Below are 15,832 nucleotides of genomic sequence, written 5' to 3' on the forward strand. Positions count from 1 at the left end.
GGTCGTCGGGTTACGGCGAGAAGAGCATGGCCCAGTACGTCAAGGACGGGAACTTCGGCTCCTTCACCCTCGGCCCGACGCCGGTCAGCGGTCTCGAGCTCGCCAACGTCGCCGCCACCCTCGCGTCGGGCGGCACATGGTGCCCGCCCAATCCGATCAAGGCCATCAGCCGGATCAAACGCGACGGGTACGGCAATCCCGTGGTGGACCCCGATAACCAGCCCGTACTCACGTCGGTGCCGTTCACGCCCCCGACGTGCGAGCAGGTCGTGGACGAGGGACTCGCGCACACCCTCGCCAACGCGATGAGCAAGGACGATCAGGGCAGCGGCACATCTGCCGCTGCAGCAGGTTCCACGGGATGGAACCTGCCGGCATCAGGCAAAACCGGTACCACCGAGTCGTATCGCTCCTCGGCCTTTTTGGGCTTCACCAACCAGATCGCCGGCGCCGCCTACGTCTACAACGATGGCCCGACTCCGTCTGGAGTCTGCACTTCTCCGCTGCGGAGGTGTGCGGAGGGCAATGTGTACGGCGGTATGGAACCGGCGCGCACGTGGTTTCAGGCTTTACGCCCGGTCGCAACGAAATTTGGTCCGGTCCGGCTGCCCCCACTTGACGCCCGATTCACGTCAACCCCACGGCGATGACCAGTCATCACGCGTCGTGACCAGTGCATTGCCGATCGCACCAGGCACACGGCAGTGCCGCCATTACAACCCCGGAAAGGTGGTTTTACAATGCCTGTGCACCACAGGAATAGATCGCTGTCTGTCGTGTCAGTCGTCGCAGTTCTGAGCGCACTATTTGCGCTTGCTGGCTGTTCGAGCGAACCGGCGAGGGAGTCCACGCAGTCGGCGGCGGTTGCGATCACCGACAGTTGGATCAAAGGTATGCCGGCGGGAATGACGTCGGTGTACGCCACGATCGCCAACGACAGCGACAGCGATGTCCGGGTGGTCTCTGCATCGTCTCCAGTAGCGGGCAGAGCCGAACTGCACGAGATGGTTTCCGACGGCGGAATCATGTCGATGCGTATCAAACCCGAGGGGCTGATCATTCCTGCCCGACAGACGACGACTCTGGGTCCTGGCGATGACCACCTGATGCTGTTCGACCTCAGACAGCCGATCACTCCCGGCTCATCGACAACGGTAACGTTGAGGTTCGAGGACGAGTCCAGCGTCGACTTCACCGCGCAGGGCCGAGACTTCCCTGGCGCGAGCGAACGCTACGAGCCCAACAACGACGAGCATGCCCCCCACACCCAACCCGAGTCCGAGCCCGGCGATGGATAGCGCGACACCCCGCGGAGCTCGGGGGCTGACTCGACGACAAATACTCGCCACCGGTGTTCTCTCAGCGGGGGCTGCTACCGCCGGAGCCGCAGCCGCAGGCTCCGGACTCAAGGCCACGGCCAGCGCCCCCACGGCCACGACCTTCGGCGAGCAACGCCTCGATTTCTACGGCCAGCATCAAGCCGGCATCCTGACACCGCCACAGGCGGCGGCCACCTTCCTCACGTTGGACTTGACCCCCCAGGCAACCCGCGACGATCTCATCTCAGTACTGCGGCTATGGACTGCTGATGCCGCTCGCCTCACCGCCGGTAAGCCCGCGCTGGCAGACACCGAACCCGAACTCGCCGCACTCCCGGCCCGCCTGAGTATCACCGTCGGATTCGGACCGGAGCTGTTCGACCGTATCGGATTGGCCGAGCGCCGCCCCTCCTCGGTCCGTTCGCTACCCGCATTCAGCATTGATCGTCTTCAACCCCGCTGGTGCGGCGGACAACTTCTTCTACAGATTGCATCCGATGACCCCTCCGCTACATCACACGCCGTCCGAGTCCTGACGAAGAATGTGCGATCCCTGACCAGAATTCGTTGGGTTCAGAATGGGTTCCGCTCAGCGCGTGGTTCTCGCCCAGATGGACTGACCATGCGCAATGTCATGGGCCATCTCGACGGGACCGCCAACCCGCAGCCGACGGATCTGCCCTCACTGGTATGGGCCGACGGTGCGGACCAGCCATGGTTCCGCGACGGAACGACGATGGTACTGCGGCGAATTCAGGCTGAGATGGATACCTGGGACGAACTCGACACCCATGCCCGAGCACGAGTAATCGGACGACGTCAGGACACCGGCGCACCCCTAACCGGAAACCACGAGACCGACAAACCTGATTTCGCGGCTACCACAGCTGGGCTTCCGGTCATACCCACCGAATCCCACATTGCACGCGCGAGCTCAGTCGATCCGCGCGAGCGATTCCTCAGGCGCGCCTACAACTTCGAAGACACCTCGCCTGCCGGCCAGCCTGGCGTCATCACCTCTGGTCTCATCTTCACTGCTTTCCAATACGACATCGACACACAGTTCGTGCCGGTCCAGCGACGCCTCGCCGAGGTCGATCTGCTCAACGAGTGGGTAACCCCCATCGGTTCGGCTGTGTTCGCCATACCCCCTGGCATCGACGAGGGTGACTATCTCGGTCAATCCCTTCTGAGCCCGAACCACTCCGGCTGAAAACCGGCTTCGCTTGCGTTGCCAGCAACTTGGTGGCGACGTTGCAGCGGACGGCCGAGCCAGACAGGAACTCCTGAACACCAAAGGACCAGCGGAACAATGATTTCATCTACACGACGACCGGCACCCTGAGTGTGATGCAGGATTCAGTGCCGAGAGACGTCGGGCCGCGGTGGCGGTCACGGCAAGCAGACGTGTCGGCGAGAGTTGTCGGTCCAACACTCGCCGACGGCTGGGCCGTGTACGTCGCTGCTGCCCTGACGGTGCTGACGGCTGTCGTGATGGATGTTGTGGCCGGTGAGCATCCGATTCACATGGTGACGTTAGGGCTGGCGGCGACCGCGGTGGCCGCGGTGCGTGTGTTCGCCTCCGGCCGCCTACGGGGGTGTGCTGCCGTTCTGAGTGGTGTTGTCGTGTGCCAGCCGGCTGTGCATGCGTCCACAAAGCTGTTTCCAGAAACGAGCGAACACGCGACGCAAGCCTCGGTCAGCGCGGTTCACGTGATGTTTGCCGCCGTAATGGCTGCCGCCGTCGCCTGCGCGCAGGTGCTACTCGAGCTCGTTGTGTCGGTGAGCCGGATCACGTTGGCATTGGTGTGGCTGACGATCTCTAGAGGGCAGCCGATACCCGCTGCGCCGATGGCGCCCGCGCCAGCACCGAATGTGCCGCTGTGTGACGGCTTTGCGGTCTCAGAACCGTTGCGCGGACCACCAAAGCCTACCGGCCTTGCCTTCTCGGTCTGACCCACGCCGGGCGCGGGTCGCGCACAGCCAGCAGCTGACCCGCCGTTGAGTAGTTGAGCTCGCAGTTCGCCGCAGTGCGAGATCGCGATCCTCTCACCTGACTGGGGCGTGAGGGGCAAGTAGGCCACATCCAGTAGCCGATTTCGATGCCCCCCAACGTGACTGGGGCACACCCCTCTTTCCTGTCATGGAGACCTCTTATGTCGATCCTTCATTCCTTGCCTGTCCCTGGACCGTCTCGATTCAGCATGGCCACCCGGTACGGCGCACGCTCCAACGCGCCAACGGCACTGCGCGGACCCACGCAGATGTCCATCACGCAGACTGACCACGACCAACCCGCCGAGCTGGGCGTCGTCACAGTTCGCGCTGCAAGCGTCGCAGACCTCACAGCCACCTCCACGCTGCACGTCGCTCATCTGCGGCTGGGGTTGTTCCCTCGCCTTGGACGTCGCTTCGTGCAGCGATGGCACACGACGTTTCTGACCGCCCCAGGCGGTGTCGGGATCGTCGCGACCACCCGCGATACCGAGGGACGAGAGGTGCTTCTCGGCTTCCTGCTCGGGACCACCGACCGCGACGCGTCACGCAGCGACTTAATCAGCTTCCGCAGCTGGCCGATCGTGCTTCACGCCGCCGTCGCGTTGGCGCTGCGGCCCGTCACGCTGGTGCAGTTTCTGCGGACCCGGCTCGTTCGTTACGCCCGTCGATTCGCACTCGCAGCGCATACGCGCCGCAAGACTGTTTCGGCAAGTACGAGGTGTTCGACGCAGGTAGCAGAACTCGACGTGCTGGCGGTTTCACCTGCAGCGCGGCGACTCGGCCTCGGCGCGCACCTGGTCGAACTTTTCGTGCACGCCTGTGAAACTGGGGGTGCCGTACGGATCGAGCTTGTCGCCCCGGCGACCACCGAAGCGGTGAGTTTCTACCGCCGCACCGGATGGGAGCAGACCAGTACAACGGTCACGAGTGACGGCGCCCCAGTCGCGCTGTTCGCCCGCCCTTGCGCGCTCACGAAGGTTTAAGCCACCATGCACCAACCCTCACATCGACGGATTTCAAGGCCTGGCCGGGCACTCATCGCACTTTTCGCTCTGCTGGCCACGGTTGCCGGTGCGCACACGATCCTGCAGCTAGCACACCCGTTCACACGAGAGCCCGACAGACCGCAAGCGTTGGGGGAAGCGATCACGCACGTCGCCCCGCCTCCGGCCGACAGCGCCTCGACACCTTCGACGCTGTTGCCGCCGTGGCGACCCGGCAGCGACGAGCCCGCTGGGCCAGTCAAGATCGCGGCGGCGACATTCGTCGAATCTGTCGGGACCTGGCGACCGAGTACAGCTCGGTCAGCGCCTCCTCCCATCGCCGGCGCTAAGCGGAGTATCGCTGACTCGACCACATTGGCGCAGAGGCTCGCCGCCCGCGGCTACGCCCGCAATCTGGTTCCAGACGCCGGTCTTCTCGATGCCACTTCACCGGCGGCCGTGACCCGGGTGCGGTATCCACAGCTCGGTGGACTAACCGACAGCGAAGCGAGCGTCGTCGTCTCCGCAGTTCAGTTCCTCGACGGCGGCCGCGAACACCGCGATGTACTCATCGACGTTCGGCTCCGCAAACGCGCAGGCCTATGGACGATTATCCCATCCCCGTCGGTGGCTGATCGGCCAGCGCTGCGTTCGACCGACCCGTCGACGGCTGCGTCAACCGTGCTCGCCAACCCGCGAATAGCTATGTCTGATCCGACACGGGCCGAGATCGCGGCTCGGGTCATAGATGACCGAATCCTACGGCTACTCACCGGTATGAGCGGCAAGTATCACCTCACGGTTCAAGTCGCGCGGACCGGCCACCCCGGCACCGTCTTCCCGACCCCTCGCACGTCCAACCATGCCCGGGGCTTGGCAGTGGACATCCGGGCAGTCAACGGCCGCAACGTCGTCGACATCGCCCAGACGGACCCGCTGTTGGCCGAGTTCATGCTTGCCGCGCGACGACTTGGATCCACAGAAGTCGGTGGTCCGATCCCCATCTCCGGGCCGGAATTCTTCACCGATCCGGTGCACCAGGACCACATCCACATCGGTATCGACGAACCTCAATGACCGAACAGCCACTACACGACGGGCCCGGCACGTCCACACAGCGACCGCGGGGATGGCAACACAGCGGAATCAACCAACGAGTCACCTCCCGCTACCGGAGGCTGTGCAGTGCAGACCGTGCTCAGGGAGTCGATCTGGCCCGGGGCATCGCATTGGTCGGGATGCTCGCCGCACATCTGCTTGTCATCCCGGCGCTGCATTGGGGTGAACCGGCCAGTTGGGTCGCAGTCGTGCAAGGCCGCTCGTCGATCCTCTTCGCCACTCTTGCAGGCGTCTCGCTGGGACTGTTCACCGGTGGCACGCAACCCATTCCAGGATCATCCACCGTGTTGCGCCGCACTCGGCTGCAGATCGCCATCCGAGCCTTATTCATCTGGGCGATCGGGATCGCCATGAGCGCGCTCGGCCTGCCTGTGTACATCATATTGCCCGCGTACGCGATCCTGTTCCTCCTAGCAATCCCTCTGCTCACCGCGACTCGGTTCCTGCTGACAGGGACCGTCTCGGTCGTCGTCGTGATCACACCGGTGATGTACGTATGGATCAACGCCGCACCGTGGTGGGACGGCAATGCCGGTGCCGCGGTCTCGGTGTTGGTGGGCTGGCCCTACCCATTCCTCGTGTGGATCGCCTTTATCGTCAGCGGATTGGTCATCGCGCGCTGCGGGGTTACCCAACTCCACGTCCAGGTTGCCGCGGTCGGTATCGGAACGCTACTCGCCGGCCTCGGATACGGCCTGGCCGCATCGCTCACACGGACGCGCATTCCCAACGCCGACAGCATCTGGGCGGACGCACTATCAGCTCAGCCCCACTCCGGCGGAATACTCGAAGTGGTCGGCTCCGGTGGCGTCGCAGTCGCGGTCATCGGACTCTGCGGGCTCATCACACGGACTCGTGCAGCGGCAATTCTCCTGCCACTTCGGGCGGTAGGCAGCATGCCTCTGACTGCCTACGTCCTCCAGCTCGTGGTGTGGTTTCTCGTCGCACACTCCATCCTCGACAACCCCCACGACCTCACAGCCTTCCGTACCCTACAACCTTTCTGGCCGATGACTGTCGGCATCATCACCGCCTGCACCGCCTGGGCATTGCTCATTGGCCGCGGCCCACTCGAGCAAGCATTGACCCGCCTGCAACCGTCACCTTGACGGAGCAACCGCCGTCTAAATGCCGGTACCCACCAACCGCAGGCGTCAGTGCCCCATCGGCGAAGCTACGTCGACACGCGTCCCGCAGCAATGACCATCCGTTCAGCACTGCATCGACACGTCGGTCAGCCATCTTGCTATTCCCGCATACTTTCGTCACTGGTGACGAAACACAATGGCGCACAAAACGATTCGCCGATAATCTACCTTATGTCAAGTAAACCACTGCGTATTGCATCTGATGAAACCCAGAACCACGTTCGCACCCCTCTTAAGGGCGTTACGGGCCGGGAAATGCAACGACCGAATATGCAGCGTTACCAGTAGTCCTGACATTGCCTCATCAGGATATGAAATATAACCTTGTTAGAGTTGGATAATGTTGTATGGTGTGCATCATGGCTGAACAAGGTTTCCTGCGAGTAGCGGAGGCGGCTGCTTATCTCGGGGTGTCCGCCCAGACGCTGCGGCGATGGGATCGTGACGGCACCTTGCCTGCGCTGCGGCGGCCCGGCAGTGATTACCGGTATTACCGACGCGCCGACCTGGAGCCGTTCCGGCTGGAGTATCGCCGTGCCCAGGAGGCCGCCGCGGCTGGCGCCGACAGCAGTGTGTTCGCCACCGCCAACGCGGACGTCGAGGCCAATGCGGCGTTGCGGGAGCCACAGCGCGAGGCCCACCTTGCTGTGCGCGAGCACTTCGCCGAGAGCGCCGCCCCGGCGATCGTGCAGATCCCAGTCGGGTGCGGCAAGACCGGCATCATGGCGACTCTGCCCTTCGGCATCGCCCGTGGTCGCACGTTGGTGATCACGCCGAACTTGACGATCCGTAAAGGGGTCGCCGATGCCGTGGACATCACCAGCCCGCAGTGTTTCTGGACCAAGTGTCGGGTGCTGTCGGATTTCACCGCAGGGCCGTGGATGGCCGTTCTGGACGGGCCGAACGCCAACATCCACGACGCGATCGAAAGTGACTTCGTGGTCTGCAACATCCAGCAGCTGGCCAGCCAGGCCGACCGGTGGCTTCCGCAGTTCCCCGAGGACTTTTTCGACATGATCCTGGTCGATGAGGGCCACCACGCTGCCGCCGAAAGCTGGCAGAAGGTGTTCCGGCGCTTCCCCAATGCCAAAGTCGTCAGCCTGACAGCCACCCCGTTTCGCTCCGACCAGCAGCAGCTGCACGGCGAGATCGTCTACCGATACCCGTTCACCCGGGCGATGATCACCGGCTACATCAAGCAGATCCACTCCCGCAACGTCGCCCCCGCCGAGCTGTACTTCACCTACCGTGACGACACCCGCCGCCACACCCTCGACGAAGTCCTGGAACTGCGCGAGGAGGCCTGGTTCCGCCGCGGCGTGGCGCTGAGCACCGAGTGCAACCGCCACATCGTGGAGGCCAGCATCCAGGCGTGTGACCGAATGCGCGCCCAGACCGGTATCCAGCACCAGATCATCGCTGCGGCCTGCTCGGTCGACCATGCCCGCCAGGTCGCCGCGATCTACAACGAATGCGGATACCGCGCGGCCGAGATCCATTCCGACATGGACGAAAACGACCAGGATGCCGTCATCGCGCGGCTGCGCCAAGGGCAGCTCGACTGCATCGTGCAGGTGCAGATGCTCGGTGAGGGCTTCGACCACCCGCGCCTGAGTGTCGCGGCGATCTTCCGGCCCTTCCGCAGCCTGGCGCCCTACATCCAGTTCGTCGGCCGGGTGATGCGCGTGGTGCAGGAGGCCGCCCCCGAGCACCCTGACAACCAGGCCCACATCGTGTCCCACGTCGGACTCAACAACGACGCCCGCTGGTCGGAATTCCGCGAACTCGACCTCGATGACCAAGCCTTGGTGCACGGATGGGTTGCCGGCACCACCGACGATGACGGCGATGGCAACGGTGATGGCGAACCGCGTGCCCGCCGATTCGACGAGGGCATGCTCGTCGACAACGAGATCCTCACCGACTTCGTCGAGCAGACCTACCTCGATCCCACCGACGACCGGGTCCTCGACGAGATCTTGAACCGCGAAGTCGCCCCCGGCATTCGGGTCGGCGACGTCGTTGACCGCGAGCAGCTACGCCAACGCCTGCTGGCGCAGCAGGCGGCAGCCGCACCCCCTGCGCCGCAGCCGATCCCGGTCTCCCCGCAGCGAGCACGACAATCGGCCAAGACCCGAGTCAACCAGCGCACCAAGGCGGTCGCCAACCGAATTCTGGCCGACCTCGACCTCCCGCCGCGGGGTCACCAGCTGATGGCCGTCACGGGCGGCCCGCGTCAGCACAACACGGTCATCGCGATCCGCCGTCTGGCCGCGGCGATCAACGAGGCGGTGGGCATGCCCAACGGCACCCGCGGCGAGTGGTCGGGCGAGCAGTTGACCACCATCTTCGAACGCATCGACGAGATCGCCGACACCGTCCGCGACACGTTGAGATCCCAACTGTCCCAACGCGGGTAAAACCTCACCCGTACCGTGCCCCAAAGGAGTCGGCATGCCCACCACCAAAGCGATCCTGCGCCACGTCCGTGTCGAGACGCCCCGCACGAATCACGAGCGTCCGTGCGCCGCCCACCGCAATGGCAAGAAGGCCCACTTCATCCTGGCTGGAGACACCCACCTCGTCATCACGGAAAACGACAAGGCGATCAGATACTGCCCGCCGGCGGCCGCCGAGATCCTCGACGTCGCTCAACAGGACCTCGCCACGCTGCGCCAGCAGCTCGGCCTGTGACGCCGCAGAACAGGTCCGCACAACTCAACCCGGCGCCCGTCAGCGCCGATGATTATGTCTTCCTGGCTCGATAAAGGCCTGTCCCCCAGCATTTTTCATGTGCCGATAGTAGATATTATGACATTTGCGCAGTTCGGCGCGGGTTGACGTCTGCAGGGTCGGCCGACGGTCCCACAGTGAGGAACACGCCCAGCAGCTCTCGGCCAGTCGTTGTCTAGATTGACAGTCATGGCTAACTCCGATCCCGAGCTCGACGCTGAATACCGGTCGTTCATCCGATCACTGCACCAAGAGACCGTCAACACGGTCCTTGAAGCTGAATCCTGGTGGCGCGGAGACACTATGCGGATTGCAGTGCTCGGTGGGTATTCGCCGGAGGACGAACGGGATTCAAAAGAAGTCTCCGACGCCCTCGAACAGACGTGGCGCTCCACTGTGGTCCCTCGCTTGCACACCCTGGTCCATGGACACCCTGATCCAGACGTTCGTTTTGCCGCCGACATCCTCGAAAAGCGCCTGTGGTCGATCTCCATGATTATCAGCCGGCCGTGGGATGAAGACTGGCTGGATGGCGATGATGATGAACGGAGACGTGCGGAGAACAGTGTAACGGTTCATCTTGCACACGACGGCTTCACGCGGCTTCACCGCGCCGTCTACCACGCCCCGTTCCGGGTCACCCGACCGTCACCTAGATACGACGGCATCGCGGTCGGCAACGCCGAACCCTTGCCCGGCAGGATTTTGGACACCATCCGAGAGTTGCAAGATGCGGGCGTTCTCGAACGAGAGGCACCCCCGCTGCGGGGCTTCGCAATTGCCGAGGCGGTTCGCAGGATTTCGGACATCTTCTTCATGCCAGAGGATGAGCGAGCTGCTCTGTTCAAGGACAACAACGTGGCCGATCCAGTCGGCGACGGAGGAGACAACCGACCGATAGGGTTCGGTTTCAGATCGAGCTCTCAGTGAGGTCTCAGAAGCTCGCGATCGCCGCACATCGTTCGGTGAGCGCGGTCCGCCGTTGGAACGACGCCCTCACACTCGACTGACACCCCGGACAGGAACGGCAAACCACCAGCTTCCGAACGCCCGGACGTCGACGGCGACACCGATCCCGGAGCCGACCAACCCGCTAAGACAGGACGGCACCCCCTCCCGCCGGGCTAGCCGAAGCAAGCAACCGCTTCCTCACACAGCGACGAGACCGGTACCCCCATCGACGAAGCCTCAATCGAAGGCCGCGGGTGCCCCCCCCCCTTGCGGACTACCTCGAACGGTCGATACGGCGCCGGCGCGGGCAGCTAGCGGTCCGGAGAATTCTTGATCAGTCGGACGTTGGGCAGGCTGAGCAGAGTGTCGAACGCGGCGTCGGGGTCGCTGGTGCCGAGGGCGGCTGCCGCGCGGCTTGTCGTGGCGATCAACACCGCGTCGTCGGCCGCGCGTGCGAAGGTGGCGTGATCGCGCATCCGATTCGTGGTGTCGGTGACGTCGAAAGTGAGGAACCGCCCGAAATTGTCTTTCATGTGCACGACCCGGATCGGTTCGGCCTGATGGGGTCTGCGCCTGAGCGTATCGGTGCTGGTGACTTGCCAGCCCAGGCCAGCGTCAATCAGGGCGACGAAGGGATAGTTCTCGAGGAACCCCCATTGCCGTGTCTGTCGCCGCTGCCAAAAGCTCTCACCCACGATTGGGCTCCCCTCTGCTGGTCGAGTTGGGACATCACTACTGCCCGCCGACGATGCCACACACCTCTGACAGGCTGTCCTCCCTCGCTAGGGGCCGTATCCGAGGGAAGGTGTACGCGGCCCGACAGCCCTTGCGATAGTGAGAGGGTGAGCCCGTCAACTCGTCCTGGCCGTGCCTGGTTGGAAGAACGTGCTGAGCGTTTGATGGAGATGGTCAACGATCGCGGTTTGACCATGACCGACCAAGCGGCACAACAGCTTCTCACCGACCGTGTGCAGTCCGTGGCCGAACTCATGCGCATCGGGGTGAGGCAAGCTCAGACCTACCTGACCGACGAGGCGTTGGCCGGCGTGGTCGACAGCATGGTCGAGACCCTTGCCGCTGAGGCGCCCGGTGCTGACCTGTGCGCCGAACCCCGAACCGCCACGATCACCGTCGGCGCCCTCGGGCGTCTGATCGCAGGGCTAGCCGAAGTCGCCCTGCTCTATACCGACCCCGCCCCTGCCCTGCCGGTCAACGACCGCACGCGACGCACTCACGAAGCGTTGACGCTGCTCTCGGTGACCGGGCTCATCCAGGCCGACGCCTCCGGTAGTGGGCCGGTGCCGGTCCCACCTGCTCTTTTGGCCCGTATCGCGCGCATCCTGACCACCGCAGCCGAGCACACCGACAACACCGACCTAGCCGCAGTGCTGCGCCGAGATGCCATGCGCGCCTCCGGTTAAGACTGCTGATCGTCGTGGTGTGGCGACAGCAAAGAAGCCTCAGCGTCCTGGGCCAGATTGCGGCTGGGTCGCTGTCGCGCGCCAATAACGCCGGAGCTTAAGGTCGGGCCATCATCACGTTGGACGTCGCGTAACCGGTTCAGCTCCCCTGGCCGGGTGTCGCTAGGGTTCGCGCATCGACCCACCGGCAAGTAACCCCACTACTCCCAACTCCTGGTACGCAGGCCCGAGATGGCGCTTGCAGGCCTCTGCGCGCGATAAACTGCTGGAACACGAGAAAAGCCCCGAGCACGTGCCCGGGGCTTCCTCATGTATGAGCGGGAACTCTTGTTTCCCGTATCAGCAAACATCCTACACATGCTCGAGATAGTTGGAAAGCGAGGGCGCCGACCAGTGACCCGGACGACGGCGGGGGAGGCCGCGCGGCTCATCGGCGACGCACGCCTCGCTCCGTACCTCAAGGCAGCCAACCACGACCTCGATGAGGCGCTCGCGCTCTACCAGTGGAATATGCAGCTGGCCGCCGCATTTCAGGAGGTACTTGGCTTCGTCGAGGTCAGCGTCCGCAACGCGATCGACGCCCAACTCAAGATCTGGAACCCCAGCCGCGGGTCCGATCCGACAACACGCCAACCGTACCCGGCGGACTGGACGATGAACCCTGCCCCGCCCCTGCGGGGCCTGGTGAAGCGCGCCGTCGAGCAGGCACATGTGCACGCGAAGAGGGCACGAGACAATCGCCATCCTGGGCATCAGCGCAAGGCCGCCCCGATCACGCACGACGATCTCGTCGCTCAACTGTCTTTCAGTCTCTGGCCCAAACTGCTCCCCTCGCCGGCCAAGGCGTTGTCGGGAACACCGAACCTGTGGTCGGCCGCACTCGTCGACGCCTTCCCGCAAGCGGCTGGGAACAGCGCCAACCAGGTATTGGCAGTACCGGCGGTCAAGCTGGTCCATGACCGTCTCGGCCGCTTGGTGAAGTTGCGGAACCGCGTCGCGCACATGGAACCGCTGCTGGATGTGAACATCACCGCACGCCAGACAGACTGCCTTCAGGTTCTTGGGTACATGTCGCCGCAGGCACGTGACTGGTGTGCAGGAGTCAGTCGGATCACCGCGGTCGGGAACGCTCGACCCACGCCCTAACAGAAAACTCCCACGCGCCACCAACACCAACCTGGCGTGACGGACCGCAGTTACGGCTGTAAGCCTGGGCCTCGTCGAGTTCGTCGGCGGTGTACGTGCGGATGCTGGCGGGACTACCGGGTGGTCGCACGATCAGCGTCAGGTCGGGCAGTTCTACGCGACCTCATTTGGGCGCGACGCGGTTGGTGGGACCTGCCCCCAGCGTCGTTGTTCTCGGTCATTGCGGCGCAGGGTCCTCTCGCGGTTGCAGTGCCTCGGGCGGCACCCACATGGTGATCGTGGCCGACGAAACGTGATTGGCGCTCTCGACCGGTATCTGACATATCCCGCGCCAGAGGCCGTTTGAGATTTGGAGCCACGCTAAAAGCAGCGCGGGCATGGTCGGCTCGATCCGGGCGCCGGATGCACGGACTCGCAGTGACACTCCCCCGCCGGCCGCATAGGAGCGTCCGCACGAGGGGTCCGCGATCGCCATGTCGATCAGCACGGGCCTGGGTGGGTCGAACACGCGCAATGTTCGGGTGTCGGGCCAATCGTCGAACATGCACAGAGTCTAGCCCCCGCACTCGAACGAGTGTTCGATGTAGCGTGTAGCCTGTTCGAGAGGTGGGGGTGTGCCTGGAACGGGAAGTCCGGGACCGCACGCACCCCCGCCCACTCCTGCACTCACGGGTGCGGAGGCAGCTACGGCCCGACTATGCGTGCGCAGCTCGCGAACTCCCCCGGCGTACCCGCTAGATATGGGCTGGCGTGCTCAGTGAGCGTCGACGAGCGCGGGCTGTTCCGCTATGTGCACACGCTCGCTGTGCGACGACATATCGGCGGTGCACTCGGCCGCGAGGTCGCGCCACCGGCCGATCGTGGTTCTGTGCACGCCGGTGAGATCGGCGGTCTGCTCGCGGTGGACGCGGAGTCGTTCGGCGACGAGTACGCGCGCGACCATCCGGTCGTCGTTGCGCAGTCGGCCTCGACTGCACACGAGGCGGGCCAGGTCGAGGTCGGCGTCGGTGATCTGTGCGTCGAGGTCTGCCAGGTTCAGGGGCGAGGTGTCCGCGTCGTCTTGTGCACTGTCGGGCCGCGTGTGCGGTTCTGTCGGTGCGCTGACCTGCGAGTGTGCATGGGACGCACTGTCCATAGGGTCGTGCTCGACGTCCGGCATCGGGCCGTGCGCTGTTACTCCCCCGCCGGCCCAGACGTGCATGACCAGGCCGTGGATGCTCGCCAGCAGGGCCAGGGGCGCAACGATAGCAATGGCCACGGCCATCAGGCCGTGCATGACACCCTGGTCGCTAGCAAGGAATGCGTGGCCGGCATTGCCAGCGACACTGACGGTGCTCGAAATCGCCAGCATCGCGAAGTGGTACCGCTTGCCGGCGTCGTCGCGGCGTCTGGTCGCAACATAGACACACCACGTGGCTTGCAGAATGAAGACGTCGATCACCACGGGCAGGAGCCAGGTCAGGCGGTCTGGGATAGCCCCGGACATGCGGGCGAGGTCGCTCAATGCTGTGAAGCTCAAAGTGAATGAGGCCGCAACGACGATAAGGCTCAAGACGACTGCGGTGGCCACGCTGGCGGTGTTTGACGCGGCCTTGGTGGTGTTGGTGTTTGACGCGGCCTTGGTGGTGTTACGGGCGTGGGTAGGGTCGGACATAGATCAACAGCTCCATTTCTGTTGGTCGTCGGTCCTGGTGGTGCTCCAATCACCACCAGGACCTCTCAGAACTAGCAGTGCTAGCTTCCCTAGCTAGATAAGCTAGCAACCGTGTTTGCGCAGATATTCATCCAAGGCTGCGTCGGTGATGGATTGCAGCGAGACGTCTTTGTTGCCTGTCTCGTACCGCAGCTTGCCCACTGCCCGGACTGCGCGCGCCTTGACGCTCGGGCGGATCCGCACGTTGTGCTGTTCCGTCATCTTTTCGACCTCTCCCCCGGCCTGCCGTACGTCCGGAGCACCCAGAGGTGGCGGCCCTTCCGCAGGTTGGGCAGGTGAGGGCGTCGGGGTGGCTGCCGCCGGCCGTGGCGGCCTCTCGGGCAGGTCGTCAGCTGGGTGGTGTCGGCGAATTGCTGGGGCTCGATTGACACCGCTCATGATGCTGCCTCCTTCGCAGTGAGGTTGAGTTCGTCGATGAGGTCGGAGTACGCCAGTTGCAGGGCAAGCGATTTGCCGCCGCGGTACTTATGTATCGGCGTGTGAGCACTGTGCGCATCTTGGCGCGCGGCGAGCTCAGGGATCGAGGTCGAAGCGACCAGGTCACCGTAGGCCGCGCGAAGTTCCTGCTCCCGGAAGGTGTGTTCGCCTGTGTTTCGCTTGCGACTGATGATGACCTTGTCGAAAGACAGCTGAGGGTTCGGTCGACGGGTGACGCTCCGGATCGTGTCCTCGAGATTGCTGACCCCTCCCACACTGTCGATCGTGGGCTCGGTGACGGCAATTACCCCGTCTGCGGCGCAGAGCACTGCAAAGAGGAGTTTGCCCAGCGAAGGCGGGCAATCGAACAGAACCACCGCGTAGGGGGATAAGTCCACGCGCTCGAACGCGACGTCCAGCCGAAAGATCAGGTCGTTCGCGCCATCTGCCTCGATGTTGGCTAGTGACACGCTCGCCGGAATGAGGTCGACCAGATCCCACGGCGTCGCGACCACCGCGTCGCCGGCTGTTCCTTCCCTGGTTTGAGCCATGAGGTCGTAGGAAGTGACCGCGTCGTCGGTGACTTCGACACCGAGTCCGGTGGTGGCATTGCCCTGAGGGTCCATATCGACCACCAGAACGTTCTGCCCCCTGTTGCTGAGAGCAGATGCCAGACCGAGAACAGTTGCAGTCTTTCCGACACCCCCCTTCTGATTCGCTATCGCGATTCTGCGCGGCTGCATCTCAGCTCCCTCCTCTATGACGGCTTCGTTGCTAGCAAGCTAGCGTCGCTAGTGTAGCTACAATCGCTAGCGAAGCTTGTGCAACACGCGCAGCTGCGATAACTTCTGCAGCTCGCACAGCGATGCTCACTAGGCATGCT

17 protein-coding genes and 1 pseudogene are annotated in these 15,832 nt (G+C 64.0%); 12 read left to right on the forward strand and 6 right to left on the reverse strand.

Features of this window, described 5'->3' with window-relative positions:
* The 10 genes from B1818_RS21350 to B1818_RS21395 all read left to right on the forward strand — a co-directional run.
* Positions 1 to 650, forward strand: a 650-nt coding sequence (locus B1818_RS21350) for a penicillin-binding transpeptidase domain-containing protein (RefSeq protein WP_303048506.1), incomplete at its 5' end; no start/stop codon positions are given.
* 90 nt (positions 651 to 740) lie between these two features.
* Positions 741 to 1,298 (forward strand): copper chaperone PCu(A)C, encoded by a 558-nt coding sequence (locus tag B1818_RS21355; RefSeq protein WP_078113911.1) that lies wholly within the window; start codon positions 741 to 743, stop codon positions 1,296 to 1,298.
* A complete protein-coding gene (locus B1818_RS21360) occupies positions 1,291 to 2,532 on the forward strand; it encodes a Dyp-type peroxidase (RefSeq protein ID WP_078113912.1) in 1,242 nt (413 codons plus the stop codon). Before B1818_RS21355 ends, B1818_RS21360 begins: the two co-directional genes overlap by 8 nt.
* Before the next feature lie 239 nt (positions 2,533 to 2,771).
* Positions 2,772 to 3,275 (forward strand): hypothetical protein, encoded by a 504-nt coding sequence (locus B1818_RS21365; RefSeq protein WP_078113913.1) that lies wholly within the window; start codon positions 2,772 to 2,774, stop codon positions 3,273 to 3,275.
* A 308-nt stretch (positions 3,276 to 3,583) separates the two neighbouring features.
* Positions 3,584 to 4,300 carry an N-acetyltransferase gene (locus B1818_RS21370; RefSeq protein WP_176455968.1) on the forward strand — a complete coding sequence of 239 codons (717 nt, stop codon included), beginning with the start codon at positions 3,584 to 3,586 and terminating at the stop codon, positions 4,298 to 4,300.
* A gap of 150 nt (positions 4,301 to 4,450) precedes the next feature.
* A complete protein-coding gene (locus tag B1818_RS24305; RefSeq protein WP_139363063.1) occupies positions 4,451 to 5,377 on the forward strand; it encodes a hypothetical protein in 927 nt (308 codons plus the stop codon).
* Entirely contained in the window at positions 5,374 to 6,528 is a 1,155-nt protein-coding gene (locus B1818_RS21380; RefSeq protein WP_078113916.1) for a DUF418 domain-containing protein, read from the forward strand. The genes B1818_RS24305 and B1818_RS21380 overlap by 4 nt, the downstream gene beginning before the upstream one ends.
* A gap of 398 nt (positions 6,529 to 6,926) precedes the next feature.
* Positions 6,927 to 8,987, forward strand: a complete 2,061-nt coding sequence (locus B1818_RS21385; protein WP_176455969.1) for a DEAD/DEAH box helicase — start codon at positions 6,927 to 6,929, stop codon at positions 8,985 to 8,987.
* A gap of 34 nt (positions 8,988 to 9,021) precedes the next feature.
* Positions 9,022 to 9,261 carry a hypothetical protein gene (locus B1818_RS21390; protein WP_078113918.1) on the forward strand — a complete coding sequence of 80 codons (240 nt, stop codon included), beginning with the start codon at positions 9,022 to 9,024 and terminating at the stop codon, positions 9,259 to 9,261.
* Positions 9,262 to 9,489: 228 nt separating this feature from the next.
* A complete protein-coding gene (locus tag B1818_RS21395; RefSeq protein ID WP_078113919.1) occupies positions 9,490 to 10,230 on the forward strand; it encodes a hypothetical protein in 741 nt (246 codons plus the stop codon).
* Between the two features lie 332 nt (positions 10,231 to 10,562).
* On the opposite strand, the gene B1818_RS21400 is transcribed toward B1818_RS21395, so the two are convergent.
* Positions 10,563 to 10,784 (reverse strand): hypothetical protein, encoded by a 222-nt coding sequence (locus B1818_RS21400; protein WP_078113920.1) that lies wholly within the window; start codon positions 10,782 to 10,784, stop codon positions 10,563 to 10,565.
* Positions 10,785 to 11,180: 396 nt separating this feature from the next.
* On the opposite strand from B1818_RS21400, the gene B1818_RS21405 reads away from it, so the two are divergent.
* On the forward strand, positions 11,181 to 11,672 hold the full coding sequence (locus tag B1818_RS21405; RefSeq protein ID WP_254859789.1) for a hypothetical protein: 492 nt from the start codon (positions 11,181 to 11,183) through the stop codon (positions 11,670 to 11,672).
* A gap of 393 nt (positions 11,673 to 12,065) precedes the next feature.
* Complete coding sequence (locus B1818_RS21410) at positions 12,066 to 12,818, forward strand: Abi family protein (protein ID WP_078113921.1); 753 nt, start codon at positions 12,066 to 12,068, stop codon at positions 12,816 to 12,818.
* On the opposite strand, the pseudogene B1818_RS24550 reads toward B1818_RS21410, so the two are convergent.
* The 5 genes and pseudogenes from B1818_RS24550 to B1818_RS21430 form a co-directional block, all read right to left on the reverse strand.
* Positions 12,784 to 13,039, reverse strand: a pseudogene (locus B1818_RS24550) (hypothetical protein). The gene B1818_RS21410 and the pseudogene B1818_RS24550 overlap by 35 nt on opposite strands.
* Positions 13,036 to 13,362 (reverse strand): hypothetical protein, encoded by a 327-nt coding sequence (locus tag B1818_RS21415; protein WP_078113922.1) that lies wholly within the window; start codon positions 13,360 to 13,362, stop codon positions 13,036 to 13,038. The pseudogene B1818_RS24550 and the gene B1818_RS21415 overlap by 4 nt, the downstream one beginning before the upstream one ends.
* 210 nt (positions 13,363 to 13,572) lie before the next feature.
* Positions 13,573 to 14,472: a DUF2637 domain-containing protein gene (locus B1818_RS21420; RefSeq protein ID WP_078113923.1), complete on the reverse strand. Its 900-nt coding sequence runs from the start codon at positions 14,470 to 14,472 to the stop codon at positions 13,573 to 13,575.
* A 102-nt stretch (positions 14,473 to 14,574) separates the two neighbouring features.
* Positions 14,575 to 14,733, reverse strand: coding sequence for a hypothetical protein (locus B1818_RS24555; RefSeq protein WP_239403873.1), 159 nt, complete (start codon positions 14,731 to 14,733; stop codon positions 14,575 to 14,577).
* A 173-nt stretch (positions 14,734 to 14,906) separates the two neighbouring features.
* The gene (locus tag B1818_RS21430; protein ID WP_078113925.1) at positions 14,907 to 15,692 is read right to left on the reverse strand and encodes a ParA family protein; all 786 of its coding nucleotides are present in this window, start codon (positions 15,690 to 15,692) and stop codon (positions 14,907 to 14,909) included.
* Positions 15,693 to 15,832 lie beyond the last annotated feature (140 nt).

Source organism: Gordonia sp. IITR100, assembly GCF_002009645.1.
In the GTDB taxonomy this organism is placed as follows: domain Bacteria; phylum Actinomycetota; class Actinomycetes; order Mycobacteriales; family Mycobacteriaceae; genus Gordonia; species Gordonia hongkongensis.

Coding starts and splice junctions, on each gene's coding strand:
- B1818_RS21355 (WP_078113911.1), top strand. CDS start 741: ATGCCTGTGCACCACAGGAATAGATCGCTGTCTGTCGTGTCAGTCGTC.
- B1818_RS21360 (WP_078113912.1), top strand. CDS start 1,291: ATGGATAGCGCGACACCCCGCGGAGCTCGGGGGCTGACTCGACGACAA.
- B1818_RS21370 (WP_176455968.1), top strand. CDS start 3,584: ATGTCCATCACGCAGACTGACCACGACCAACCCGCCGAGCTGGGCGTC.
- B1818_RS21380 (WP_078113916.1), top strand. CDS start 5,374: ATGACCGAACAGCCACTACACGACGGGCCCGGCACGTCCACACAGCGA.
- B1818_RS21385 (WP_176455969.1), top strand. CDS start 6,927: ATGGCTGAACAAGGTTTCCTGCGAGTAGCGGAGGCGGCTGCTTATCTC.
- B1818_RS21390 (WP_078113918.1), top strand. CDS start 9,022: ATGCCCACCACCAAAGCGATCCTGCGCCACGTCCGTGTCGAGACGCCC.
- B1818_RS21395 (WP_078113919.1), top strand. CDS start 9,490: ATGGCTAACTCCGATCCCGAGCTCGACGCTGAATACCGGTCGTTCATC.
- B1818_RS21400 (WP_078113920.1), bottom strand. CDS start 10,784: ATGAAAGACAATTTCGGGCGGTTCCTCACTTTCGACGTCACCGACACC.
- B1818_RS21405 (WP_254859789.1), top strand. CDS start 11,181: ATGACCGACCAAGCGGCACAACAGCTTCTCACCGACCGTGTGCAGTCC.
- B1818_RS21415 (WP_078113922.1), bottom strand. CDS start 13,362: ATGTTCGACGATTGGCCCGACACCCGAACATTGCGCGTGTTCGACCCA.
- B1818_RS21420 (WP_078113923.1), bottom strand. CDS start 14,472: ATGTCCGACCCTACCCACGCCCGTAACACCACCAAGGCCGCGTCAAAC.
- B1818_RS24555 (WP_239403873.1), bottom strand. CDS start 14,733: ATGACGGAACAGCACAACGTGCGGATCCGCCCGAGCGTCAAGGCGCGC.
- B1818_RS21430 (WP_078113925.1), bottom strand. CDS start 15,692: ATGCAGCCGCGCAGAATCGCGATAGCGAATCAGAAGGGGGGTGTCGGA.